Here is a 22,653-nt window from a genome sequence, read left to right on the forward strand (position 1 = left end):
ATCATGACCGAACCCATTGCCTGCAAGCGGTGTCTCTACACCACTGCCCATCCCCTTGGTCTGGTGATCGATGCCGAAGGCATCTGTTCCGGCTGCCGCATTCACGAAGAAAAGGACACGCTCGACTGGGATGCGCGCTGGACCCGGCTGGAGCAGCTGGTGTCGCCCTATCGCGTGGCCAGCGGCAAGGCGTATGACTGCATCGTGCCGGTCAGCGGCGCGAACGATTCGCACTTCATCGTTGATGTCGTGAAGCGGCGGCTGGGCCTCAATCCGCTGCTCGTCACCTATAACAAATATTTCAACACGCCGCTGGGCATCCGCAACCTTGCGAACCTGCGGATCAAGCTCGACTGCGACATCCTGTTTCAGAATGTGAACCCGCTGTCGGTTCGCAAGATCACGCGATCGACGCTGCGGCGAATGGGCAGCATGTACTGGCCATGCCTCGCCGGACAGAGCGTGTTCCCGGTGCAGACGGCGGTGCGGCTGAAGGTCCCGCTGATTATCTGGGGCGCGCATCAGGGTCTCGAACAGACCGGCATGTTCAGTCATGAGCATGAGGTCGAGATGACCCGCCGCTACCGCAAGGATCACGACCTGATGGGCGCGGAAGCCGACGATCTGCTCTCGCTGTTCGACATGCTGACCGAGGACGATATCTGGCAATATCGCTATCCCGAGGACCGCGATCTCGACGCGGTCGGCGTCCGCGGCATCTATCTCGGCAATTACGTCCGCTGGGATCCCAAGGCGCAGCATCAGGCGATGGTCGAGCGCTACGACTATAAGGGCGCGAGCTTTGCCCGGACATTCGACACCTATGACCATGTCGACTGCTACAATTTCATGGATGTCCATGACCGCCTGAAACAGATCAAGCACGGCTATTCCAAGGTTACCGATCATGCCTCGCGCGAAATCCGCCACGGGCGGCTGACGCGCGAACAGGGGCTGGCGCTGGTCCGCGCGCATGAGGATGCACCGCTCGGCCATGTCGACAAATTCTGTGAGTGGTTGGGCATGGAGCAGCCCGCGCTCGAATGGCTGATCGACCAGCACCGCAATCCGCGCGTGTGGGAGGAGGGCAAGCCCGGCGACTGGCGGCGGCGCGCAGCGGTTGCCCCCGCCGGAGCGGTTGAGCCGCAACCCGGCTTCGATGCGCATTCCGATTTCGCCGCCGGGCTGGACGACCGTTACGTCGTGGTCGGCAAGGGTTACCCATTGTGAGCGATATCGAGGCGGCGATCGTCCAGCTCGACGGGCCGCGTCAGCTGGTCTGGCGGCGCGAGACGCTGGCGGCCCCGACCGGCAATCAAATTCGCTGCGCAACCATCGTATCGGTGATTTCGCCGGGGACCGAACTGGCCGCCTATACCGGCCTCGCGCCCCTGCGCCCCGGCAATCCCTATCCGCGCGTCCAGGGTTATTGCAACGTCGCGCGGGTGATCGACGCGGGACCGGACGTTACCGATCTGGCCTCGGGCGATGTCGTGTTGACGTTCAGCTCGCACCGCAGCCATTTCACGATCGACGCGGGCGAGGTGCTGGTGAAGCTGCCCGCCGATGGCGATTACGGGAAGCTCGCCTGCGCCTATCTCTATCATCTCGGCTATAATGCGGTGCTGCGCAGCGATGTGCGTGCGGGATCGACGGTGCTGGTGATCGGGCTGGGGGTGCTCGGCCTGACCTCGGTCGCAATGGCGGCGCTGGCAGGCGCGAGAGTTCATGCGGTCTCGAATCAGGCATCGGCGGCGCGAATCGCCACCGCCTTCGGCGCGCGTGCGGTACATGCGCGCGATGCGGTCGATGCCGCACTGGCGGGCGGCGCGGACGTCGTGATTGCCACCACCGGCGGCTGGGACGACTGGCAGATGGCGTTGCGCAATGCAGCAACGATGGGCCGGATCGCGGTGCTCGGTTTCCCGGGCCGGGGTCTGCTCGCGCCTCAGGTTAACCCGCTGGACAGCCAGTATTTCTACGCCAAGCAGCTACGGATCGAGGCGGTCGGCATGTCGCCGAGCAGTGCAGATGACCGGGGTTTCCTGCCGTTCAACGAGCGCGCGAATCTGGCGTTTCTGGCCGATGCCATCCACCGTGGCGATCTCGACCCGTCGCCGCTTATCTCGGGCAGGCTGTCTGGATTTGACATCATTCAGGCCTATGAAGCTATTGTGCAGCGCGATAACGACGCACTGACCTTTATACTGGAGTGGGGCGGTTGATTCAGGCGGCGGTGATCGGTTGCGGGCGAATGGGCGCATTCACCAGTGAATCGGTGCGCCGCTACTCCCCCGCCGCATGGCTGCCGCTGAGCCATAGCGAGGCGATCGCCGCACACCCCTCGCTCCAGCTTGCCGGCCTGTGCGACCCGCATGCCGAGACGCTGGCGCGGGCACAGGCGGAATATGATGTGGCACAGGGTTTTGCCGGTCACCGCGAATTGCTGGCCGCCGTTCAGCCGAAACTGGTCGGGATCGCCACGCGCACCGTCGGCCGGACGGAAATCATCCAGGATTGCGCGGCCGCCGGCGTGCAGGCGCTGCATATCGAAAAGCCGCTGTGCAACAGCGTCGCCGAACTCAACGCGCTGAGCCGTCTGGCGGACGAGCATGGCCTGTTCATCACCTATGGCGCGATCCGCCGGTTCCTGCCGGTGTTTCAACAGGCCAAGGCGATCGCCGATTCCGGCGACCTCGGCGACCTGCTCGAAATGCGGTTCAGTATGGGTGCGCGCACGCTGTACTGGACGCATCCGCACACCGTCGATCTGGCGCTGTATCTGGCGGGCGACCGGCGGCTGACCAATGTCAGCGCGCGGCTGGCCCATGTCGAGCGCTCGGCCCCGTTCGTGATCGAAAGCGATCCGGTGATCGAGGCGGCGGTCTTGTGGTTCGACGATGGTGTCGCCTGCCATATCGGTCGCGCGCCGGGGAACGAGGCCGAACTGGCCTTCACGCGCGGACGCATCAGCATCAAGGCCGATGGCCGCGTGCTGGTGGTGGCCGCCTATCGTGACGACGATCCCTATCTGCACGAGAGCAAGGTCGCGGTGCCGGACGCGGACGGCCCGACCGGCACGCTGGCACCGGTGTCGCAACTGGTCGCATGCCTTCAGGGCGATGCGGCGGCGATCGCGGCGAATGCCGTGGTGCGCAGCGATATCTTCGGCGGCCAGTGCGCGCTGTTCGCGCTGGTGCAGTCGCATCTCGACGACGGCCGCGCGACCGCGCCGGGTGCGGTCGATCCCGCGATGACGATCCTCGCCGCCACCGATGGCCGCTATGCGTGAACCATGTCCCGGTCTTTGCCGCGCATCGCGCGATGAATATCTGGCTCATTTCAGCACATTGATATAGGGAGCGCGCCATGAATGCGGTTCGTGAAGCCTATCGTTTCCTTCGCTGGCGGCCGATTCCGATCCGCTATGCCGGGAAATTGCGCCGGACGCTGACCGGATCGCGCCCCGCGCCGGTGCCGCGCAGTGCGGGGCTGGAGGGGCTGTGGGACAATGGCTGGGTCGCCGGCCCGTCGATTCCACAGGCCGATCTGGAGCCGATTCGCGCACTCTATGCACCTCGCATCGCCGCAGTGAAGCCGGTGCCGGGCGGCCATCCTTTCACCAATTTGTTCGAGGCGCAGGATATCTCGCCCGACAACCCGCTGTGCCGCTTCGCCTTTTCGCGCGAAGTGCTCGACGCGGCGCACGACTATTTCGACGGCCAGCCGCGCTACAATTCGATTCAGCTGATGTATTCGTGGCCGACCGAGGGGCCGTTGCGTGAGAGCCAGATGTGGCACCGCGACTATGGCGACAGCAAGTCGTTCCACTGCATCGCCTATATCAACGACGTGCTGACCGCCGACCACGGCCCGTTCGGCTTCGTCGACAAGCATGACACGCGGCGCATCCGCAAGCTGCCGATCATCCGCCGCATTTCCGACGACAAGTTCGCGCGCGAACTGGGCGACGGAAAAGTCATCACCTTCACCGGCAAGGCGGGCGAATCGGTGTTCGTCGATCCCTCGGCCTGCTATCATTATGGCAGCCGCTGCCGGATTCCGCGGCTGGCCGTGTTCGTGACGTTCAGCACCGACCGTCCCTATGTCAGCCAGACCGGCTTCGTCGAGGAGAACCGCGAACGCTTTCTGGAGACGGCACGCGCGATCCGGCCGGATCTGTCCGACGCATATCTTCGTTCGATCCTGTCGTCCTGACCTGACCCACGACGTGAGCGTGGTCGCCGGACGGCGATGCGTCACGCCGCATCCCGACCCGAGAAATGCCTGACATGACCAAGCCGAAAATCCTGTTCTTCGCGCGCGGCTATCAGGCCGATCTCTATCCACGCCTGCGCGACGATCGTTACGACGCCGTCTATGTCACGCTGACCCGCGCGGAAAAGGCGAAGGTCGAGGCACAGGGCGCAACGGTCGCTGCCTGTTTCGAGGCGGATTTCGACAGCCTGCCGGTCGATCCGGTGCCGGACGATTATCTCATCACCTCCTACATGTCGGACCGCTTCCTCGGCCGCTTCGGCCATGCCGAGCGCGTCCGCATCCTCGGCCGCGAAATCGCCTTCTGGCGGCAATTGCTCGACGCGCATCGGCCGATCGCGGTGCTCAACGAACTGGTCGCGCTGGAAATTTCGGAGGTGCTGCTGATCGAGGCGCGTCGTCGGGATATCCGCTATCTCGCCCCCATGCCCGCGCCGACCGAGGGGCGTTTCTACTGGCTCCCCAATCCGATCAGCCTGTCGGGGCGGCATCTGCCGAAACTGACACCCAGTGCTGAAATGCGCGCGCTGGCCGATACCTATGTGACGCAACTCAAGGTCAAGGACTGGCGTCCCTTCTATGTCCGCGATCTCTCGGGCCGGCGAGCGTTGAAACCGTTCCTGGTCGGTCTCGCCAAGGCGGCGATCTGGCAGCTGCGCGCGCTCACCGCCCGAAACGACGGGCCGTTCCGCTACGAAAGCTATGACGAGGAATATTCTAAGCGCGTCGCGGTCTATCTGAAGGGATTGTGGACCAAGTATGACCGCATCGAGGACATTCCGGCGGAGGTGGAAGTGTTTTTCTACCCGCTCCATCAGGAACCCGAAGCGACTTTGCTGTATCTGTCCGAATTCTACGCCAACCAGCCCGCGCTGATCGAGAATATCATGCGCTCGCTCGGCCCGAACCAGGCGCTGGTGGTCAAGGAGCATCCGGTCGACAAGGGGTCGCTGTTGCGCCGCAAATTCCTCGAACTGCGCGACCGCTATTCCTCGCTCTATTTCGTCCCCGCGGAAGTGCATGGGCGACAAGTGCTGGAACGCTCGGAGCGCGTCGTCACGCTGACCAGCACGGTCGGCTGGGAAGCGGCGGCGATCGGCAAGAAGGTCTATGTGCTCGGCGACATCTTTTTCGACTCGCTGCCCGGCGTAACGCGTCTGTCGAACATCAACGATCTGCGCCGCGTGCTGCGCGACGGCACCGGGGCCGACAGCCGGCTGGAGCATGACGTGCTGGTCGATTTCATCGGGTCGATGCTCGAACTGTCGCATCGCGGCAATCCGTTCCCGCATGCCAACTGGCTGGAAGAGCCGAACACCGGGCTGGTGCGCGATGCCGTGGCGGCGGGCGCCGGCCTTTGATGGTACGGCGCTACGCCCTCCGGATGCTGACGATCTCGCGCAGTGCACAGGCGTTGTTCCTTGCGATCACGATCCTCGTCAATGTCGTGGTGCTCGGCCGCAGCTATGTGACGATGCTGGTGCTGGATTTCAGCCAGTTGGGCCTGGTGGCATTGCTGCAATCGATCATCCTGCTGGTCGGCACGCTGCAATTCGGCTTCCATCAGGGCGGCTATCGCCTGATCTGTTCGGCCGAAGGGGACGAGGCGCGGCGGATCAACAATCTCGTCTACAGCTATACCGCGCTGATCGGCATCGGCGCGCTGGTGGTGGCGGGGGCGATGTTGCCCTTCACTTCGCTCGCCATCACGCAATTGTTTCTGATCCTGGGCGCGGTCGGCGGCGGCACGACGCTGCTGCGCAACTGGCTGAACAGCCAGATGATCGCGCTGGGGATGCTGCGGCAGCTAAACTGGGTCAATCTGTGGTCGGCGCTGGGCTCGCTGGTGCCGTTTCTGTTCCTGAAAAATGACCCGCTGCTGATGTGCGCACTCTCGGTGTTGCTGCAGCCGATCATCGGCGTGGCGATGGCGATGGTGCTGTACCGCGACCTGCGTCCGACCGCGATCAACGCCGACAAGCTGCTGGCCAAGGCGATCATCGCCAGCGGCTTCGCGGTATTCCTGTCCAGCCTGTTCCTGCAACTCAACATGCAGATCGAACGCTGGTACGTGCTGCGCTTCCTTGGCCTCGACGCGCTCGGCCACCTCTATCTGGCAATCCTGTTCGTGACCTTGTTTCAGATCGTGCCGACCGCGCTCAACTCGCTCTACATGCCGCGGCTGGTCCGCGCCTATGACGCGGCATCGGATCATGAGCTCAGCCGGTCGATGCGCCAGTTCTTCCTGCTGACCGTCGGCTACTCGCTTGCGGGTGCGGCGGCGCTGCTGCTGCTGGGCAAGCCGGTCGTCGCGCTGGTGCTCCCGCGTTACGTCCCCGATATTCTCTACGCCGAACTGCTTCTGCCGGGGCTGGCAGCGTTCACCGTCGCCAACACGCTCGCCATCGTGTTCAACATCCTGATCCAATACCGCACCTATCTGATCGGGTTCGGGTCGGGGATCGTCGCTACCGGGTTGCTGCTCGGTTCGACGTTGGTGACCGGATACCGGTTCGATCTGGTGCAGGTCAGCCTCATCAAGTCGGGCGTCTATCTGCTGATGGCGGTCATTCTGATCGCGGGCTATCTGGCGATCACGCGCGGGCGGCCCGGTTTCCGGTTTGCGATCCTGCCGCGCGCGCATTCGGGGGTGGCCGCATGATCCTGTTCCGCATCCGCGACATGGTCTCCACGCTGTTCTGGCGTGCGATGGGACCGTTTTTCGGCAGCTTCGGCCGCCGCGTCCGCCTGATCCGCCCGCTGCGGATCGTCGGCAACCGCTATCTGCACCTGGAGGACGATGCCGGGATCCAGATCGGCGCCTATATCGCGATCCTGCCGGTCCATGCCGACCGCCCGTCGCTGCGGCTGCGGCGCGGGGCCAAGATCGGGCATCACGCGCACATCATTTGCACGCACGATATCGAGTTCGGCGAAGATGTGCTGACCGCCGACCGGCTCTATGTCGCCGACAATCGCCACGGGTTCGAGGATCTGGGCGTACCGGTGCTCGACCAGCCGCTGAAGAAGCTGTCCGCCGTGCGGATCGGCGCACGCACCTGGATCGGCGAAAATGTCTGTGTGATCGGTGCCAGTATTGGCAAAGAATGCGTGATCGGCGCGAACAGCGTGGTGCTGCGCGACATCCCCGACCGCTGCGTCGCGGCGGGATCGCCGGCCGTCCCGATCCGGCGCTACTGCGACCAGCGACAGGCGTGGTTGCGCTGTGATCCACAGGGGAACATTCTCGACTGAGGCGGGCCGCCAGCGGGCTAGGCAGGTCGCGCCTGCTCGGCTATCGCGCTGTGCGGCAAGAGGAAATGCGCGATGAGTATGCTGGCAGCAGGCGATCGGATAAGCCCGGGCATGTTGCAGGCGCTGCGGCGTCTGTTGATGTTCATTGCGATTCTGATGAGCGGTGGGTCGTCGATGATTCCCCGAATTCCACTGATGATCGCGGTTTTCGTGTTGTGCTTCGTTATCAAAGGATCGTCATTCGGGCTTCGCCGCGAAATGGGCGCGGTTGGCTTATTGATGCTGGCGGTGCTGATCGTTGCGCTCGCAGGATCGACAACGATCGATATTGTCGCACTGTCGATCCGATACAGTAACTTCTTGCTGGGCGCAGTGCTTCTGGGCGTATATTGCGACCTGCCGCGCGATACCTTGGCTGGTGACCTGCGGCCGATCTTTTTTTGGATGAGTTGGCAGGCGATTCTGACGCCGATCTTTGCGATTCTGACACCGTTTTTGTTCGTAACCGTCTACAATCCCGGTCAAGAAAACGACATCATTACGATGTTTGGTATTTTCAATTACCACATAATGGTCGATGATCCTTCGTTATATCTGCATCGTCCAAACGGGTTTTTCTTTGAGCCCGGTGTGTTTCAGCTGTATTTGAACATTTACCTGTTTATAGCTGCATTTGTATTTAACCAGCGCAAAGAGGTTTTGCTCGCGATGGCGGGCGTGATCGCTACACAATCAACGGCGGGTATCGTGTTGGCATGCGGAACCGCTGGCGTTTACTTCCTGAATTACCTTCGCACTGCGTCATTTACGGAAAAGTGGATGGCGCTTGTGATAGCCCCAATCTTGCTTGTCCCCTTGTCTTTTTTGATGCTCGCCAATCTTAATAGCAAACTCTACGGTGACAATTCAGGATCAGCAGAAGCTCGAAATTACGATCTGCAAACCGGATGGGAAATTGCGAAACAAAATCCATGGTTCGGCATCGGATTCGATTATCAAAGATACTATCTGGAAGCTCAGACGTACGGGTATAAGGAGGCGCGGCTTAGTGACGAAAATATCACAAATCGCGGAAACTCCAACGGGCTGATAACTGTAGTTTACACCGTGGGTTTTCCGCTCGCTTTGGTATTTTTTATAGGATTGTTTCGACAGCGTTTTTTTAGAGCAAAGTGGTGGATGATGGCGATTTTCCTGCTTTCTCTCTCCACCGAAGCAATTTTCTACACGCCATTCATTCTTATGTTTGCATATAGCGGACTGCTTCTACGAAAAGCTGCAGTGGTCGCGTCAAAACGTCCGGGCGTCGCCGACCCGCGCTTCGCCTGACGGAAAGCCCGTAATGTCACGCATGCTGTTCGTCGGGATCGACTACTATCACTATATTCCGAAGATTCGTGAGGCGTTCGGACGGCTGGGCTTTGAGTCCGACTGGTATCCGATCGAGAATGCCGGATTCTGGGCCAAGACGTTCAAGAAGTTCGCACCGTCGGCCTATCGCGCGCGGCTCGACGCCTATCATCGGCGAATGATCGAGGCGACGGCGGGCACGCATTATGACGTGGTGCTGTTCATCCAGTGCCATCATGTGTCGCTTGAGAATATGCGCCGTCTGCGCCAACTGCACCCGGCTGCGCGGTTCGTCCTGTACAATTGGGACTCGCTGACAACGCATGATTACCAGCCGTGGCTGCCGTTGTTCGACCGTGCGGCCACGTTCGACCCGGTCGATGCCGCAAAGATCGGGATCACCTATCTGCCGTTGTTCGCGATCCGCGACTATTTCGAGGCGGACAAGACGCGCGCGAAGGATTTCGACCTCTACTTCGTTGGCGCGATCGGTTCGTTGCATCGCTTCGACGCGTTGGCGCGCCTTCACGATTTCTGTCAGGCAAACGGTATCCGCACGCACTTTCACCTGAAATGCAGCCCCGCTGTGCGATTGATGCTGTGGCGCAAGCGCAAGTCGCTGCCCGGACTGACGCTCGCATCCTTGTCATTCGGCGGGATCATCGACCTGATCGAACGGTCGCGCGGCGTGTTCGATTTCGCCAACCACAAGCAGACCGGCTATACGATGCGCTTCATCGAGAATATGTGCGCGGACCAGAAGATCGTGACCGAAAATGCCCGGGTGCTGGATGAGGATTTTTATCGCGCAGACCGGATTCTGGTTATCCGCGATTTCGATTTCTCTGGCGTGAAGGACTTCCTTGCGCGCCCGATCACGTCGCAGCTGGATACCGAGCGCTTCTCGATCGACAGCTGGGCAGCGGGGCTGGTGGAGGGGTGATGCGACTTTTCATTTCAAAGATCGTGCAGCGGCTGCGCTACCATTGGTACCGGGCACGCGGGTATGACATGCACATCACCTGCGAACTGGAGCGCGGACTGAACCTCGACCGATATTTCCCGCAGGGCATCCATGTCGGACCGCACACCATCCTGACGTCGCGCGTCACGATCCTCAGCCACAAGCTGATCCCGCGCAAATCGCTGGGCCGTTACGACGGCGAGAAGGTGCATACCTATATCGGGGAATGGTGCGTGATCGGCATTGGTGCGGTTATCATGGGTGGCGTGCGGATCGGCGATCAGGTGGTGGTCGGCTCTGGTGCAGTAGTGACGAAGGATGTGCCGTCGAACTGCATCGTGGCCGGTAATCCGGCGCGGATCGTGCGGGAAAACATCACGATGGAAGGTCTGCGGCTCTAGATCGCTTTTCGAGCTAGCTTTGCGAACTTTCTTTCGATCGCGTCATGTGGCGTAACAACGTCAGTGACGGTTGCTCAAAGAAGCGGAACAGCAATGCCCCCGCGATGATGACCGCCACAACGGCGCCTGCGATATAGAGCGCCGCGAACACCGGTGACCTGAGATCGAAGAGGCGACCATAAATCTGGAACAGGGCCGACAGCAAGATCGCGTGGGATAGATAGATCGAATAGGATGCGTCCCCGATGAGCAGCGGCAGGCGATAGCGGCGGATCGGCCGCCGGATCTCGCCCAGAACGACGGCGGTGACGATCAGGATCGAGCCGACCCCGTTACGGATCAGTCGATGCGCGTCGAACTGTGCGGCGATCAGGACCGCGCCGAACAGCAATAGCGTGATCGCGACACCCCGCGGCAGCCACGCGCCGCGCTGAATCGCATAGCCGAGCATGGCCCCGGCGGCGAATTCGAGAATTATCGGATCGGTGTAGAAACCCAGCATCGAGGCACCGTCCGGCGCAAAGACATGTGCAACGGCCAGCAACGAAAACACTGCTGTCACCGTGATGACCCGCGCGAGGGGCGGGAGAGGCAGCATCAATCCGAACAGCAGATAGAAATACATTTCATAGTTCAGCGTCCAGCCCGGTACGAGCAGCGGAAACATCGAATCTGCGATGGCCGGATGGGGTTGGGCGATAAAGAAATAGGATGCGACAACATGCCCCCAGTCCAGCGCACCTGATTTGACCAGTATGGGCGCAAGCAGCAGGATCGCGAGCATCAAACTGGTCAGCAGCCAATAAAGCGGAACGATTCGGATAATCCGCCGAAAATAAAAGTTGCGGGTTGAAGTTGGCTTGACCGTGGTGTGCCACATGACAAAACCGCTGATGACAAAGAAAATATCGACGCCCGCCGACCCGTAATTGACCAAGCCAAGGCTGATGCCAACCCGCTGAAGCTGCTCCTGCAAATGGATCAGAACGACGAGCATGGCAGCGACACCGCGAAGATACTGTACACCCAAAAGCGTCTGACCCGGTGTGTCTTGCGCAGAACCTTTTGCGCCACCGGCTGGTGATACCGCGCTGCTCGTCATGATGCCCCCATTTGACGCAAAGATGCGCGATTGCGTCAGTTGAACTTCCGCAAGCCGTTGTCAATTAAGCGGCAGGGCTGTAGCGCCGCAACAAATTTTGGGGAATCATATGAGCGCGAAGAAGACGTTGTTGGGCGTGGCGAACGCGCTGCTTGGCCCTGTGGGCGTTCAGCTTTACCGCAAGGGCATCGATATGGAGTCGGTGCTGAAGCAGATGTCGGGCTGGAATCACGGCATCGGATCGATCCTCGATCTGGGTGCGGCGCGCGGGCATTGGAGCCAGATGGCGCTGAACCTGTTTCCGGGCACGAAGATCGTCGCGGTCGATCCGCTGAAGGAGCGCGAGCCGTTCCTGTCGCGGCTCAAGGACCGCTATTCCGACCGTTACGATTATGTGCTGGCTGTGGCCGGGCGCGACGATGGCGGGTCGGTCGAACTCGCGGTGACGCCCGATCTGGACGGCAGCACGGTGCATGGGCTTGAGGGCGAAGTGCGCACCGTGCCGGTGCATTCGGTCGACAGCATCGTCAAGATGAAGGGGCTGAAAGGGCCGTTCTTCCTGAAGTTCGACACCCACGGTTTCGAGAAGCCGATCCTCGACAGCGCCGAAGAGACGCTGAAAGAGACCAAGTACATGGTCATGGAGGCGTATAATTTTCGTCACAGCCCCGACACGATGCTGTTCCACGAGATGATCGCATATCTGGAGACCAAGGGGTTCCGCGTGTTCAATCTCGTCGACATTCTCCAGCGTTCGACCGATGGCGCGCTGTGGCAGATCGACCTGTTCTTTGCGCGGGCGGACGACCCCATCTTCAACAGCAACAGCTATCGCCATGCTTGACGATCCGATGAAGCCCGGGCCTGCGGGCGTGCCCGACCGGGCCAGTCCGGATCAGTGCGTCTCGGCGATGGGCTATGCCGTTTATAACGAGGATCTGTCGCTGATCCCGATGAACCGGCCCTGTTCGACGATTCAGACGATCAGCCCGATCTCCTATGGCAATGCCACCCGCGACACCGTCTATCGCGACGCGATGCAGCGGGCCGACTGGCTGTGCCTCGACGGCGTCTATTTCGGGCTGGCCGGGGTGGTGCTGAAGGGCAAGACGGTCAAGCCCAACCAGGGGCCGGACATCTTCTATCACTTCATGCAGCGCGTGGAGGAAAAAAAGGGCCGGGTGTTCTTCCTCGGCGCGTCGGACAGCACGCTGGAGAAGATCCGCGTGCGCGCGGCGAAGGAATATCCGAACGTCACGGTCGGCAGCTACTCGCCGCCGTTCAAGCCGGAGTTCAGCGACGCCGATAACGATGCGATGATCGCCGCGATCAACGCCTTCAAACCCGACATCGTGTTCCTCGGCATGACCGCGCCGAAGCAGGAGAAATGGGGCTATGTCCACCGCGACCGGCTCGACACGTGTCTGGTCGCGGCGGTCGGTGGCGTGTTCGACTGGTATGCCGGCAACCGGCCCGAAATCGCCGCGATCTGGTGGAAACTCTATCTCGCCTGGCTGATCCGCACGATCGACCGCCCCGAGCTGCTGAAACGCTATCCGCAGATCGGCAAGTTCTTCTGGCACCTCGCGCTGGCGCGGGTCGGTATCAAGAAATATCCGGAGTGACTGTGAGCAAGCTGAAAATCGGCATCATCGGTGCCGGGCGCATGGGCGTCACGCACCATTGCATCACCAATACCCATCCGAACGCGCAGGTGGTCGCAACCGCCGATCCGTCGATCGTGATGAACAAGATGCTGTCCAAATATGCCGGCGTCGAGACGTACAAGGATTATGCCGCGATGCTGGCGAAGCAGCCGCTTGACGCGGTGCTGGTCTGCACACCGCCGGCGCTGAACTACGATATCCTGAAGGCCGTCCATGCCAAGGGGCTGCACGCGTTCGTCGAGAAACCCTTCACCCTGTCGCCTGTGCTTGGCGCGGAGCTGGCCGGGCTGTTCGACGGGGCGGGGCTGGTCAACCAGGTCGGTTACGTCAACCGCTTCAACGACGTGTTCGGCAAGACCAAGTCGCTGATCGAGGACGGCGTGATCGGCAAGCTCGTCCGCTTCCGCACCGAGATGTTCAGCAGCACGATCATCCGCGAGCAGGAAGAAGAAGGCTGGCGCGCAAGCCACGCCAATGGCGGCGGCGCGATGTATGAAATGGCCAGCCACGCCATCGATCTGGTCAACTATCTGTTCGGCGCGCCGGACAAGATTTCGGGCACGTGCCTGACCCCGGTCTTCTCCAAGAATGTCGAGGATATCGTCGCGGGCAGCTTCCGCTATCGCAGTGGCGTGACCGGTTCGATCTACGTCAACTGGAGCGACCAGAGCTTCCGCAAGCCGACCAACAAGATCGAGGTGTTCGGCACCGGCGGCAAGATTCTGGCCGACCAGCACGGCATGAAGATCTACCTGACCGAAGCATCGCCGAAGCACGGTTACGAAAAGGGCTGGAACCAGGTCTATATCACCGACGTGTTCAGCAACGTGCCCTTCTATCTGCGCGGCATCGAGTTCACGGCGCAGCTTTATCACTTCATCGACACGATCGTGGCGGGCGGCGGCAAGACGCGCTGCAACTTCGCCGATGGCACGGCCGCGCTGGGCGTCATCGACGCCATGTTCCAGGATAATAAAGAACTTCAGGGTGAGCTCGCATGAGCAAGATCGATCGCGTCGTCTTCGGCGACAATCAGTTTTTCGGCATCAACCACATGTCGCAGGACAAGGCGCAGGCGCAGTCCGAGCGCTTTGCCGATCTCGACAACATCTTTGGCGTCTATCAGAACGCGTTCGACGCGGGCGTGCGAGCGATCATGCTGAACAGCAACGATCGCGCCGCGTCGATCACCGACCGCTTCCGCAGCAACCCGTCGGCCTATCCGGAGATCGCCTGGTATCCGTCGATTCCGTACCCCCATAAATACGCGAATCTGGTCGCGGAAAAGGGCATGGTCGGCGCGATGAACAACATCCTCTTCTCCGAAGGTGCAGGCTCGGCGCTGGGCAAGATGGCACGCGGTGCGACCGCGATGATGACGCTCGACGCGGTCAAGCTGATGAAGATGCTGATCGATCAGGAAATGACGATCTTCAAGGGGCTCGATGTGCGCGTCGTGTTCCTGCAGAACATCGTCACCGATCTGGTGATGGGTTTCGGCGTGCGCGAAGCGATTTACGAATATTGCGAGCATGTCCGCAAGAAGCACAAGGCACTGCCCGGCCTGATCACCCAGAACATGCCATTCACCCGCGCCAAGCTGATCGAATGGGGCATCAAGGACGTGGTGCTGTGCTCGTCGATCAACAAGATCGGCTATCTGATGTCGCCGGACGTGCCGACCTATGAGTCCGTGCTGGCCGAGAATGACGGCGACACCTATCCGATGATGGCGATGTCGACGCTGGCATCGGGCGCGGTTCCGGCACCCGAAGCTTACGAGTTCATCAACCAGCTCAACATCCAGTCGGTCGTGTTCGGCGCCTCGTCGCGCGGCAATATCGACCAGTCGGTCAAGCTCATCAACGGACAGGGCTGATGCGCGTCCTCATCACCGGCGGGGCTGGCTTTATCGGCTCGCGGCTTGCGCTCAAGCTGATCGAGCGCGGGCATGAAGTGTCGGTGCTCGACACGCTGTCGCCCCAAATCCATGGCGACCAACCGGAAGAGGGCGACCTCTATCGCTCGATCGCGGGCAAGGTTCGTTTCTTCCACGGCGACGTGTCGGTCAAGGCCGATCTGGAGCCGGCGCTGGCGGGGCAGGAGGCGATCGTCCACTATGCCGCCGAAACCGGCACCGGCCAGTCGATGTACCAGATCGAACATTACACTCGCGTCAATGTCGGCGGCACCGCGCTGATGCTCGACCTGCTCGCCAACAATCCGCATCAGGTCAAGCGCATCGTCGTTGCCTCGTCGCGCTCGGTTTATGGCGAGGGGCGGTACCGCACCGCCGATGGCCGCTTCGTCTATCCCGAGCATCGTTCGGCCGAGGCAATGATTGCGGGCGATTTCGACGTCCATCATCCGGGCGAAGGCGCGCTTGAACTCGTTGCCACCGACGAGGAATCCAAGCTCCACCCGTCGTCGCTCTACGGCATCACCAAACAGGTGCAGGAGCAGATGGTGATGACCATTGGCCCCACCATCGGGATCGAGCCGGTCGCGTTCCGCTATCAGAATGTCTATGGCCCGGGCCAGTCGCTCAAGAACCCGTACACCGGCATCCTGTCGATCTTCTCGACCCAGATGCTGGCGGGCAATCCGATCAACATTTTCGAGGACGGGCTGGAAACGCGCGACTTCGTCTATGTCGACGACGTGGTCGAGGCGACGGTGCGCGGGATCGAGTTGCCCGGTGCGGCGGGTCATGTGTTCAACGTCGGCACCGGCGTTGCCACCAGCGTGATGACGGTCGCACAGACCTTGAAGCGCCTGCTCGGATCGACCTCGACGATCTCGGTCAGCGGCAATTTCCGGCTGGGCGATATCCGGCATAACTATGCCGAAATGGCGCGCGCCGAACGACTGCTCGATTTCCGCCCCGCATTCGATTTCGAGACCGGCATCGCCAATTTCTGCGCCTGGGTCCAGGCGAGCGCACCGGAGGCCGATGGCAGTTACGAGGCGTCGATGGCGGAGATGCGCGCAAAGGGACTGATGAAGTGACGCGGCCTGCGTCTTTCGTTACGATGTTCCGATCGGGGATGGAGGACGCGTGACGGCACGGACGGGCAGGGCGAGCGGGCTTTCGGGCAATTATGCTTACTGGACGCTGGTCGTCCTGCTGCTCGCCGCGTTCTTGCTGGGCGGAAGCTCGCGTGAGGATGTGCCCGGTCTGATTGTGCTGCGGCCGCTGGCGATCGTCTGCCTCGCCATCGGTTTGGTCGGGTTGACGCGCGACGAGATCGCTCGCTTCCGCTGGCCGCTGGGGTTGATGCTGGCGTGGATCGGGCTGATCCTGCTCCATCTGGTGCCGCTGCCGCCATCGCTATGGACGACGCTTCCGGGTCGGGACCTGGTGGCGGAGGCGGCCGTCGCCAGTGGCATCCCGCAACCGTGGCGCCCACTGACGATGGTGCCGTGGCGCGGATGGAACGCCTTTTACGCGGCGTGCGTGCCGCTGGCCGCCCTTGTCCTCGCCATTCGCTGTACCCCTGAACAGCGTCAGAGCTTGGTCCCGCTGATCGTCGGTATCGGTCTGGTCAGCGGCGCGCTGGGCGTGCTCCAGCTCGCCGGGGGCGAGTCGATCGGCTTGTCGCTTTACGGTGAACGCAGCGAAGGCAGCCCGATCGGCCTCTTCGCCAACCGCAATCACGCGGCGGCGTTTCGATGCTGCCTCATCCTGATGGTGCCCGTGTTGATCCGTATGGTTCCGGATGGTTCGGATGGAAACAGGATGCGCCAGATTTTGGCGGCAATGGTGGTCGTTCTGGTGTTCCCGCTGATTCTGGTGACGGGATCGCGTGCCGGACTGATGCTGGCGATGCTGGCAATCCCGCTGGCCGCAGCAATTTACCTGATCCCGCGCAACCGCAATGCCGGTGCGAAGCGGCGGACGATGCTGTGGGTCGCGGCGGTGGTCGGCGGGCTGGCGCTGTTGTTGATGCTGTCGGTAACGCTGGCGCGATCCGACGCGCTCGACCGGCTGCTTGCCACGGCGTCCGCCGACGAAATGCGATTATTGTCATGGGGGCCGATTGTCGAAATCGCGCGCGCATATCTGCCCTTGGGCGCGGGATTCGGTTCGTTCGTGGAGGCCTATCAGGTAAACGAGGCGGCGGTGTTGCTTCAGCCAAGCTACCTCAACCATGCGCATAACGACCTGCTCGAAATTGCGATGGAGGGCGGCATTCCGGCGCTGTTGCTGCTTGCGGTCGCCGTGCTGGGATCGTTTTTCCGGACAATCCGGGTTGCCCGAAGCTGGCACGGTGACGACTCATTTCCCTATCTCGCCATGCTTGGCGCGGGGGTGCTCTTGCTGTTAGGATTGGCGAGTCTGGCGGATTATCCGTTGCGGACGCCGGCGCTCGGCTGTGTGCTGGCAATTGCGGCGGTCTGGCTGGCGGCGGATGACCGGTCTGCCGCACCGGTCCGTCGTAAAACCGGTTGGTGACAGCGTGATGGACAAAGAAGACCTAAAAAGACATAGGGGTTAGCATGAACGGCAAGCTCTTCGTGATCGCGCTCGCGGGCGTCCTGGCATCGTGCGGCTCTCCGGAGCCGCTTCAGAGTTCTGGGTCGCTTCAGGTGCTCCCCGGCAGTGAGCTGCCACCCCCCGGTGCCGCCGACCTGATTGGCAGCAGCCGGCCGTATCTGGTCGGTCCGCTCGATAAGCTGCGGGTCGAGGTTTATGGCATCCCCGATCTTCAGAGCCGCTCGGTTCAAGTCGATTCGAGCGGGCGTCTGTCGTTTCCGCTGGCCGGCACGGTCGAGGTCGCCGGCAAGTCCCCGCCCGAGATCGAACGCCTGATCGAACAGCGGCTGCGCGAGGCGTTCATCCGCAACCCGCAAGTCACCGTCAACCTGGAAGAGGCCATCAGCCAGCGCGTGACGATCGATGGTGAAGTGAAGGATCCGGGGCTGTACCCGGTCGTTGGGCGTATGACACTGATGCGCGCGGTGGCAGGTGCCAAGGGACTGACCGAGTTCGCCCGGCTCGACGACGTGATCGTGTTCCGCACCGTCGGCGGTCAGCGCATGGCGGCGGTCTATAATATGAAGGCGATTCGCCGGGGCGCGTATCCCGATCCTGAAATCTATGCCGACGATATCGTCATTGTCGGCGATTCGCCGCAACGCCGCATGTGGAAGGACCTCATCGCCGCCGCGCCGCTGATTACCACGCCGCTCATTATCGCGCTTCAGTGACCTGCCAGTACGCCAGGCCAGCCAGAGATTATCCCTGATGAATTATAACTCGACCCTCGACCGGGCGCCGATGCAGCAGACGCTGATCGACGATGTTGGACCCGGCCAGGGCGGCGGTCCTGCCGCTGCGCCTTTGCTGCTCGAATATTGGCACATCTTTCTTCGCTGGCGCTGGCTGATTCTCGGTATCATCGCGGTTGCGCTGGTGCTCGGTTTTGTCGTCACCATGCTGATGACGCCGCAATATACGGCGGTCAGCCGGATCGAAATCGCGCGCGAGCAAAAGCGGGTGACGAACGTCGAAGCCGTCGATCCGTCGGAAGGCAATCGCAACCAGGAATTCTATCAGACGCAATATTCGTTGCTCGAAGCGCGCTCGCTCGCCGAACGTGTCGCAAAGAAGCTGCGTCTTGCCGAGAATCAGGCATTTTTCGAGGCGCATCGCCCGCAATTGTTCGGCAAGGCGCCGGCACAGGCTGCAACCGCTGGCTCCACTGCTGAAGAGCGGCGGACGCTGGAGCAGCGCGCGGTCGGCCTGATCCGCCGCAATATCAAGATTGCACCGGTCGCGCGATCGTCGCTGGTCGATATTCGTTATACCAGCGCCAATCCCGAACTGTCAGCGTTGATCGCCAATACCTTTGCCGAGCAGTTCATCGCTTCGTCGATCGATCGCGGTTTCGCATCGACGGCGGACGCGCGCCAGTTTTTGGAGCGTCGCCTCGAAACGCTGCGTGCCCGATTGCAGGAATCCGAATCCCGGCTGGTGAACTATGCCAATGAAAAGGGCATCGTTACGCTGTCCAAGACTGAACAGGATGGTCGCACCACCGGCGAACGCACGCTTGCTGCGGACAATCTGGGCGCGCTGAACGGTGCGCTGTCCGAAGCGACTGCTCAACGCGCCGCGATCGAAGGGCGGATGCGCGCTGGCGGTGGACGTGCGTCGAGCACGGAGACGGTCAACAACCCGGGCATCACCGCGCTTCGTCAAAAGCGGGCCGAAGTGGCGGCCGAATATCAAAAGCTGATGGTCCAGTACGAACCCGGCTATCCTGCGGCACAGGCCCTGCGTCAGCAGCTTCAGTCGCTCGACCGCAGCATCGGCACCGAAGAAGGCCGCGTAAAGGGCAGCCTGACCACCGAATATCAGGCCGCGATCGAGCGCGAGTCGATGCTCAAGGCACAGGTCGAGATGTTGACGGGCCGACTGGCGACGCAGCAGCGCGACGGTATTCAGCACAATATCTTCCAGCGCGAAGTCGATACCAACCGCACCCTCTATGAGGGCCTGTTGCAGCGCTACAAGGAGATCGGCGTCGCCGGTGTAGCCGCGAACAACATTGCGGTGGTCGACGAAGCGCGTCGCCCCGGAATGCCGTCCTCGCCAAGCTTGCCGCTCAACCTGGCGATCGCATTTCTGGTCGGCTTTGGTGTTGCGGGCGTCGCGGTGTTCGCGCTTGAGCAGATCGACGAAGGGCTTCGCAGTCCGGCCGATGTGCCGCGCTTGCTCAACATCCCGTTGCTGGGTGCGGTGCCGCATCTCGACGATGCCGAGGCGCACGAAATGCTGCGCGACACCAAGTCGCATCTGTCGGAGGCGTACCTCACGATTCGGTCGGTGCTCGCTTTCTCGACCGACCACGGCGTCCCGCGCTCGATGGTCGTCACCAGCACGCGCCCGGGCGAGGGCAAGAGCACGAGCAGCATGGCGCTTGCCACCGTCCTGGGCCGTACCGGCAAGCGTGTGCTGCTGATCGACGCCGATCTGCGCTCCCCGTCGGTCCACACCTTGTTCGGGTTCCAGAACGAAGCCGGCCTCAGCAACTTCCTTGCTGGTGACGGTGACTGGCGACGGATGATTCATTCCGAGGCGGCACGCAACGTGTCGGTGCTGACGTCGGGGCCGATTCCGCCAAGTGCCGCTGAATTGCTCAGCAGCGATCGCATGCAGCATCTGATTGCCGAACTGCTCGAAGTGTTCGACCATGTCGTGATCGATGCCCCGCCGATCCTGGGCCTTGCCGATGCGCCTTTGCTGTCGCGTTCGGTCGAGGGTGTCGTGTTCGTAATCGAAGCGGAAGGTGTCGCGGTACGCGGGATCAATTCGGCGCTGGATCGTCTGCGGTCCAGCCACGCGCACATCTTCGGCGCAATCCTGACCAAGCTTAAGGAGCGTTCGGCTGGCTACGGTTACGGCTATGGCTATGGTTACGGCTATGGTTATGGCTATGGCAAAAACGCCGAGTAGGCCGTTGTGAAGCACAGCGATCGGCCGTCCTGGTGGCGGATCGCCGTGGTGGCGGTTATTTTCGTACCGCTTGCTTATTTCGCGGGGACCCATGTTGTGGCCGTGCTGACGCGGACCAGCGAGCCCGAGCGCGCGCTGGCGCTGGTCGGCAACGATGCAGTGGCGTTGATGCGACAGGCGCAGTCGGGAATCGGCAAAGACGGCAAGGTCGATCAGGTGACGGTCACCAGCTTTGCCAAGCGCTCGGTCGAGGCACAGGGCCTCAACCCGCGCGCGATCGAAGCGCTGGGTGCGGCGGCTGCGTCGCGGGGCGATGTTCCGGCGGCAAAGCGTCTGTTTGCCTTGTCCAACGCCCAGTCTCGCCGCAATTTGAGCACGCAGCTGTGGCTGATCGAGGAAGCCGTGCAGGCCAATGACGTGCCGCGCGCCTTCACCCATTATAACGCGGCACTGCGCACCCGAAATGCCAGCCAGGACCTGTTGTTTCCGGTGCTGACGGTCGCGCTGGAGGATGAGCGGTTATGGCCGGCCTTTCTCCCCTATATCGATCCGTCCAACCGCTGGCTCGGTGCCTTTTTCCGTTATGCCTTCCGTCAATCGGCGAATCCGGAGGCGTTCGCACGGCTTCTGGCCAGCGCCAGGACGATACCGGCTTCGACCGAAATGGAAGCGTTGCAGGGCGAACTGCTTCGCCGGCTGATATCGCGCGGCAGCATCGCCGACGCGCGCCGCCTCTATTTGCGGCTGCCCGGTGCGGCGGCACCGGTGTTTGCGTCGCCCGCGCTCTCGGCGGCCAGCGCCGACCCGCGCTATGTGCCGATTACCTGGATGTTGTTCCAGCGCGATGGCGTGGGCGCATATTTCCAGCGTGACGGTGCGGAGAACCAGACAGCGCTCGCCTTCTCCATCGATCGCGGGACGCCCGGCACGTTAGCGCGAAAACTGTTGGTCGTACCTGCCGGCGTTTACCGTTTCAGCACGCGGCAGCACATCGAAACGCCCGCACCGGATGTGACCTTGACCTGGTCGCTGCTTTGCCTGCGCGGTGAAAAGGCCGAGCCGCTTCAGCGCAGCTCGTCGAATCTGGGACAGACCCGGCGCATGGTGGACGTAACCGTGTCGATATCGCGCGCATGCAGCGCAATACTGCTCGATCTTGCCATGGCCAGCGGTGGAGAAGAAGTGACGGTCGACTTCACCATCGACCACGTCACCCTCACCCCCCTGGGCGATTAGGCCCGCGCCCCGGACCTTCGTTGCAATACCAGCGATAGGTTTCTTTCAGGCCCCGCGTCAGCAGCGTTGCCGGTCGCCAGCCGAGCGCGGACAGACGGCTGCTGTCTAGCGCCTTGCGCTGAACGCCATCAGGCCGGGTGGCATCCAACGTTAATCCGCCGGAAAAGCCGACGACATCAGCCACCAAACGGGCGAGATCGGCGATCGACACTTCTTCGCCACTGCCGACATTCACCGGTTCCTCGCCGTCATAGCGTTGCGCCAGAAACACCAGCGCATTGGCGAAGTCATCGACATAAAGGAATTCGCGCAGCGGCTTTCCCGAGCCCCAAAGCTCGAACGACCCGGCACTCGCCAGCTTCGCCTCATGCGCCTTGCGCATCAATCCGGCGAGGACATGGCTTCCCTCGGCGTCGAAATTGTCGTGCGGGCCATAGAGGTTCGTCGGCTGGGTGGCGATGAAGTGGCAGCCATATTGGCGGCGATAGGTCTGGCACAGCTTGATTCCCGCGATCTTGGCGATCGAATAGCCTTCATGTGCCGGGTCCAGCGGGCCGGTCAGCAGCGCGCTTTCCGAAATCGGCTGCGCTGCCTCTGCGGGGTAACTCGCCGATGAGCCGATTGCGACCAACCGGCTGACCTTGGCCCGACGCGCGCCCTCGATCACATTCGCCTGAATGACCAGATTGTCATAGAGAAATTCGGCCGGACGGTCGCGGTTGGCGAGGATTCCGCCCACGCGCGCTGCCGCCAGAAAGATGAAATCGGGACGGGCCGATGCGATCCACGCGAACGCAGCATGCTGATCGCGCAGGTCGATTCGGGCGGGCGGGGCGACCAGTTCGCACTGCTCGGATGCCAATCGACGGGTCAGCGCGCGTCCGACCATGCCGGTCGCCCCGGCAATCCAGACGCGGCTGCCCGCTAGCTTAAACACG

At 61.9% G+C, this 22,653-nt stretch carries 21 protein-coding genes; 19 read left to right on the forward strand and 2 right to left on the reverse strand.

Going from position 1 to position 22,653, the window contains the following annotated elements:
- Positions 1-3 precede the first annotated feature (3 nt).
- The 10 genes from U1702_RS00315 (at position 4) to U1702_RS00360 (ending at position 10,248) form a co-directional block, all read left to right on the forward strand.
- Positions 4-1,230 (forward strand): N-acetyl sugar amidotransferase, encoded by a 1,227-nt coding sequence (locus tag U1702_RS00315; RefSeq protein ID WP_332721246.1) that lies wholly within the window; start codon positions 4-6, stop codon positions 1,228-1,230.
- Positions 1,227-2,225, forward strand: coding sequence for a zinc-dependent alcohol dehydrogenase (locus tag U1702_RS00320; RefSeq protein WP_332721247.1), 999 nt, complete (start codon positions 1,227-1,229; stop codon positions 2,223-2,225). The genes U1702_RS00315 and U1702_RS00320 overlap by 4 nt, the downstream gene beginning before the upstream one ends.
- Entirely contained in the window at positions 2,213-3,292 is a 1,080-nt protein-coding gene (locus U1702_RS00325) for a Gfo/Idh/MocA family protein (protein ID WP_332721248.1), read from the forward strand. Before U1702_RS00320 ends, U1702_RS00325 begins: the two co-directional genes overlap by 13 nt.
- A 77-nt stretch (positions 3,293-3,369) precedes the next feature.
- Positions 3,370-4,218, forward strand: coding sequence for a hypothetical protein (locus U1702_RS00330; protein WP_332721249.1), 849 nt, complete (start codon positions 3,370-3,372; stop codon positions 4,216-4,218).
- 74 nt (positions 4,219-4,292) lie between these two features.
- Positions 4,293-5,639 carry a capsular polysaccharide export protein, LipB/KpsS family gene (locus U1702_RS00335; protein WP_332721250.1) on the forward strand — a complete coding sequence of 449 codons (1,347 nt, stop codon included), beginning with the start codon at positions 4,293-4,295 and terminating at the stop codon, positions 5,637-5,639.
- A complete protein-coding gene (locus tag U1702_RS00340) occupies positions 5,639-6,940 on the forward strand; it encodes a lipopolysaccharide biosynthesis protein (protein ID WP_332721251.1) in 1,302 nt (433 codons plus the stop codon). The genes U1702_RS00335 and U1702_RS00340 overlap by 1 nt, the downstream gene beginning before the upstream one ends.
- Positions 6,937-7,533 (forward strand): DapH/DapD/GlmU-related protein, encoded by a 597-nt coding sequence (locus tag U1702_RS00345; protein ID WP_332721252.1) that lies wholly within the window; start codon positions 6,937-6,939, stop codon positions 7,531-7,533. The genes U1702_RS00340 and U1702_RS00345 overlap by 4 nt, the downstream gene beginning before the upstream one ends.
- Positions 7,534-7,605: 72 nt before the next feature.
- On the forward strand, positions 7,606-8,862 hold the full coding sequence (locus U1702_RS00350) for an O-antigen ligase family protein (protein ID WP_332721253.1): 1,257 nt from the start codon (positions 7,606-7,608) through the stop codon (positions 8,860-8,862).
- 13 nt (positions 8,863-8,875) lie between these two features.
- Positions 8,876-9,826 (forward strand): WaaS/CpsH family glycosyltransferase, encoded by a 951-nt coding sequence (locus tag U1702_RS00355; RefSeq protein ID WP_332721254.1) that lies wholly within the window; start codon positions 8,876-8,878, stop codon positions 9,824-9,826.
- The gene (locus U1702_RS00360; protein ID WP_332721255.1) at positions 9,826-10,248 is read left to right on the forward strand and encodes an acyltransferase; all 423 of its coding nucleotides are present in this window, start codon (positions 9,826-9,828) and stop codon (positions 10,246-10,248) included. Before U1702_RS00355 ends, U1702_RS00360 begins: the two co-directional genes overlap by 1 nt.
- Positions 10,249-10,261: 13 nt before the next feature.
- On the opposite strand, the gene U1702_RS00365 is transcribed toward U1702_RS00360, so the two are convergent.
- Positions 10,262-11,350 carry an acyltransferase family protein gene (locus U1702_RS00365; protein WP_332721256.1) on the reverse strand — a complete coding sequence of 363 codons (1,089 nt, stop codon included), beginning with the start codon at positions 11,348-11,350 and terminating at the stop codon, positions 10,262-10,264.
- Positions 11,351-11,459: 109 nt separating this feature from the next.
- Here U1702_RS00365 and U1702_RS00370 point away from each other — a divergent pair, with 109 nt between their 5' ends.
- The 9 genes from U1702_RS00370 to U1702_RS00410 are packed head-to-tail and all read left to right on the forward strand — an operon-like array spanning position 11,460 to position 21,715.
- Positions 11,460-12,194 (forward strand): FkbM family methyltransferase, encoded by a 735-nt coding sequence (locus tag U1702_RS00370; RefSeq protein WP_332721257.1) that lies wholly within the window; start codon positions 11,460-11,462, stop codon positions 12,192-12,194.
- Between the two features lie 7 nt (positions 12,195-12,201).
- Positions 12,202-12,975, forward strand: coding sequence for a WecB/TagA/CpsF family glycosyltransferase (locus U1702_RS00375; RefSeq protein WP_332721258.1), 774 nt, complete (start codon positions 12,202-12,204; stop codon positions 12,973-12,975).
- Between the two features lie 2 nt (positions 12,976-12,977).
- On the forward strand, positions 12,978-14,018 hold the full coding sequence (locus U1702_RS00380) for a Gfo/Idh/MocA family protein (protein ID WP_332721259.1): 1,041 nt from the start codon (positions 12,978-12,980) through the stop codon (positions 14,016-14,018).
- Positions 14,015-14,896 (forward strand): hypothetical protein, encoded by an 882-nt coding sequence (locus U1702_RS00385; RefSeq protein ID WP_332721260.1) that lies wholly within the window; start codon positions 14,015-14,017, stop codon positions 14,894-14,896. Before U1702_RS00380 ends, U1702_RS00385 begins: the two co-directional genes overlap by 4 nt.
- Positions 14,896-16,026, forward strand: a complete 1,131-nt coding sequence (locus tag U1702_RS00390; RefSeq protein ID WP_332721261.1) for an NAD-dependent epimerase/dehydratase family protein — start codon at positions 14,896-14,898, stop codon at positions 16,024-16,026. The genes U1702_RS00385 and U1702_RS00390 overlap by 1 nt, the downstream gene beginning before the upstream one ends.
- A gap of 49 nt (positions 16,027-16,075) precedes the next feature.
- On the forward strand, positions 16,076-17,473 hold the full coding sequence (locus U1702_RS00395) for an O-antigen ligase family protein (RefSeq protein ID WP_332721262.1): 1,398 nt from the start codon (positions 16,076-16,078) through the stop codon (positions 17,471-17,473).
- A 44-nt stretch (positions 17,474-17,517) separates the two neighbouring features.
- Entirely contained in the window at positions 17,518-18,228 is a 711-nt protein-coding gene (locus U1702_RS00400) for a polysaccharide biosynthesis/export family protein (protein ID WP_332721263.1), read from the forward strand.
- Positions 18,229-18,265: 37 nt separating this feature from the next.
- On the forward strand, positions 18,266-20,479 hold the full coding sequence (locus U1702_RS00405) for a GumC family protein (protein ID WP_332721264.1): 2,214 nt from the start codon (positions 18,266-18,268) through the stop codon (positions 20,477-20,479).
- A 6-nt stretch (positions 20,480-20,485) separates the two neighbouring features.
- A complete protein-coding gene (locus U1702_RS00410; protein WP_332721265.1) occupies positions 20,486-21,715 on the forward strand; it encodes a hypothetical protein in 1,230 nt (409 codons plus the stop codon).
- On the opposite strand, the gene U1702_RS00415 is transcribed toward U1702_RS00410, so the two are convergent.
- Positions 21,696-22,652: a GDP-L-fucose synthase family protein gene (locus tag U1702_RS00415; protein WP_332721266.1), complete on the reverse strand. Its 957-nt coding sequence runs from the start codon at positions 22,650-22,652 to the stop codon at positions 21,696-21,698. The two genes, U1702_RS00410 and U1702_RS00415, sit on opposite strands and share 20 nt — an antisense overlap.
- Between the last annotated feature and the right edge of the window lies 1 nt (position 22,653).

The sequence above is a fragment of the Sphingomonas sp. LT1P40 genome (assembly GCF_036663835.1).
Taxonomy (GTDB): Bacteria; Pseudomonadota; Alphaproteobacteria; order Sphingomonadales; family Sphingomonadaceae; genus Sphingomonas.

What these genes read in the sequence shown, in the direction of transcription:
- U1702_RS00315 (WP_332721246.1), top strand. Translation starts at nt 4, where the DNA reads ATGACCGAACCCATTGCCTGCAAGCGGTGTCTCTACACCACTGCCCAT.
- U1702_RS00330 (WP_332721249.1), top strand. Translation starts at nt 3,370, where the DNA reads ATGAATGCGGTTCGTGAAGCCTATCGTTTCCTTCGCTGGCGGCCGATT.
- U1702_RS00335 (WP_332721250.1), top strand. Translation starts at nt 4,293, where the DNA reads ATGACCAAGCCGAAAATCCTGTTCTTCGCGCGCGGCTATCAGGCCGAT.
- U1702_RS00340 (WP_332721251.1), top strand. Translation starts at nt 5,639, where the DNA reads ATGGTACGGCGCTACGCCCTCCGGATGCTGACGATCTCGCGCAGTGCA.
- U1702_RS00345 (WP_332721252.1), top strand. Translation starts at nt 6,937, where the DNA reads ATGATCCTGTTCCGCATCCGCGACATGGTCTCCACGCTGTTCTGGCGT.
- U1702_RS00350 (WP_332721253.1), top strand. Translation starts at nt 7,606, where the DNA reads ATGAGTATGCTGGCAGCAGGCGATCGGATAAGCCCGGGCATGTTGCAG.
- U1702_RS00355 (WP_332721254.1), top strand. Translation starts at nt 8,876, where the DNA reads ATGTCACGCATGCTGTTCGTCGGGATCGACTACTATCACTATATTCCG.
- U1702_RS00360 (WP_332721255.1), top strand. Translation starts at nt 9,826, where the DNA reads ATGCGACTTTTCATTTCAAAGATCGTGCAGCGGCTGCGCTACCATTGG.
- U1702_RS00365 (WP_332721256.1), bottom strand. Translation starts at nt 11,350, where the DNA reads ATGACGAGCAGCGCGGTATCACCAGCCGGTGGCGCAAAAGGTTCTGCG.
- U1702_RS00370 (WP_332721257.1), top strand. Translation starts at nt 11,460, where the DNA reads ATGAGCGCGAAGAAGACGTTGTTGGGCGTGGCGAACGCGCTGCTTGGC.
- U1702_RS00375 (WP_332721258.1), top strand. Translation starts at nt 12,202, where the DNA reads ATGAAGCCCGGGCCTGCGGGCGTGCCCGACCGGGCCAGTCCGGATCAG.
- U1702_RS00385 (WP_332721260.1), top strand. Translation starts at nt 14,015, where the DNA reads ATGAGCAAGATCGATCGCGTCGTCTTCGGCGACAATCAGTTTTTCGGC.
- U1702_RS00390 (WP_332721261.1), top strand. Translation starts at nt 14,896, where the DNA reads ATGCGCGTCCTCATCACCGGCGGGGCTGGCTTTATCGGCTCGCGGCTT.
- U1702_RS00400 (WP_332721263.1), top strand. Translation starts at nt 17,518, where the DNA reads ATGAACGGCAAGCTCTTCGTGATCGCGCTCGCGGGCGTCCTGGCATCG.
- U1702_RS00405 (WP_332721264.1), top strand. Translation starts at nt 18,266, where the DNA reads ATGAATTATAACTCGACCCTCGACCGGGCGCCGATGCAGCAGACGCTG.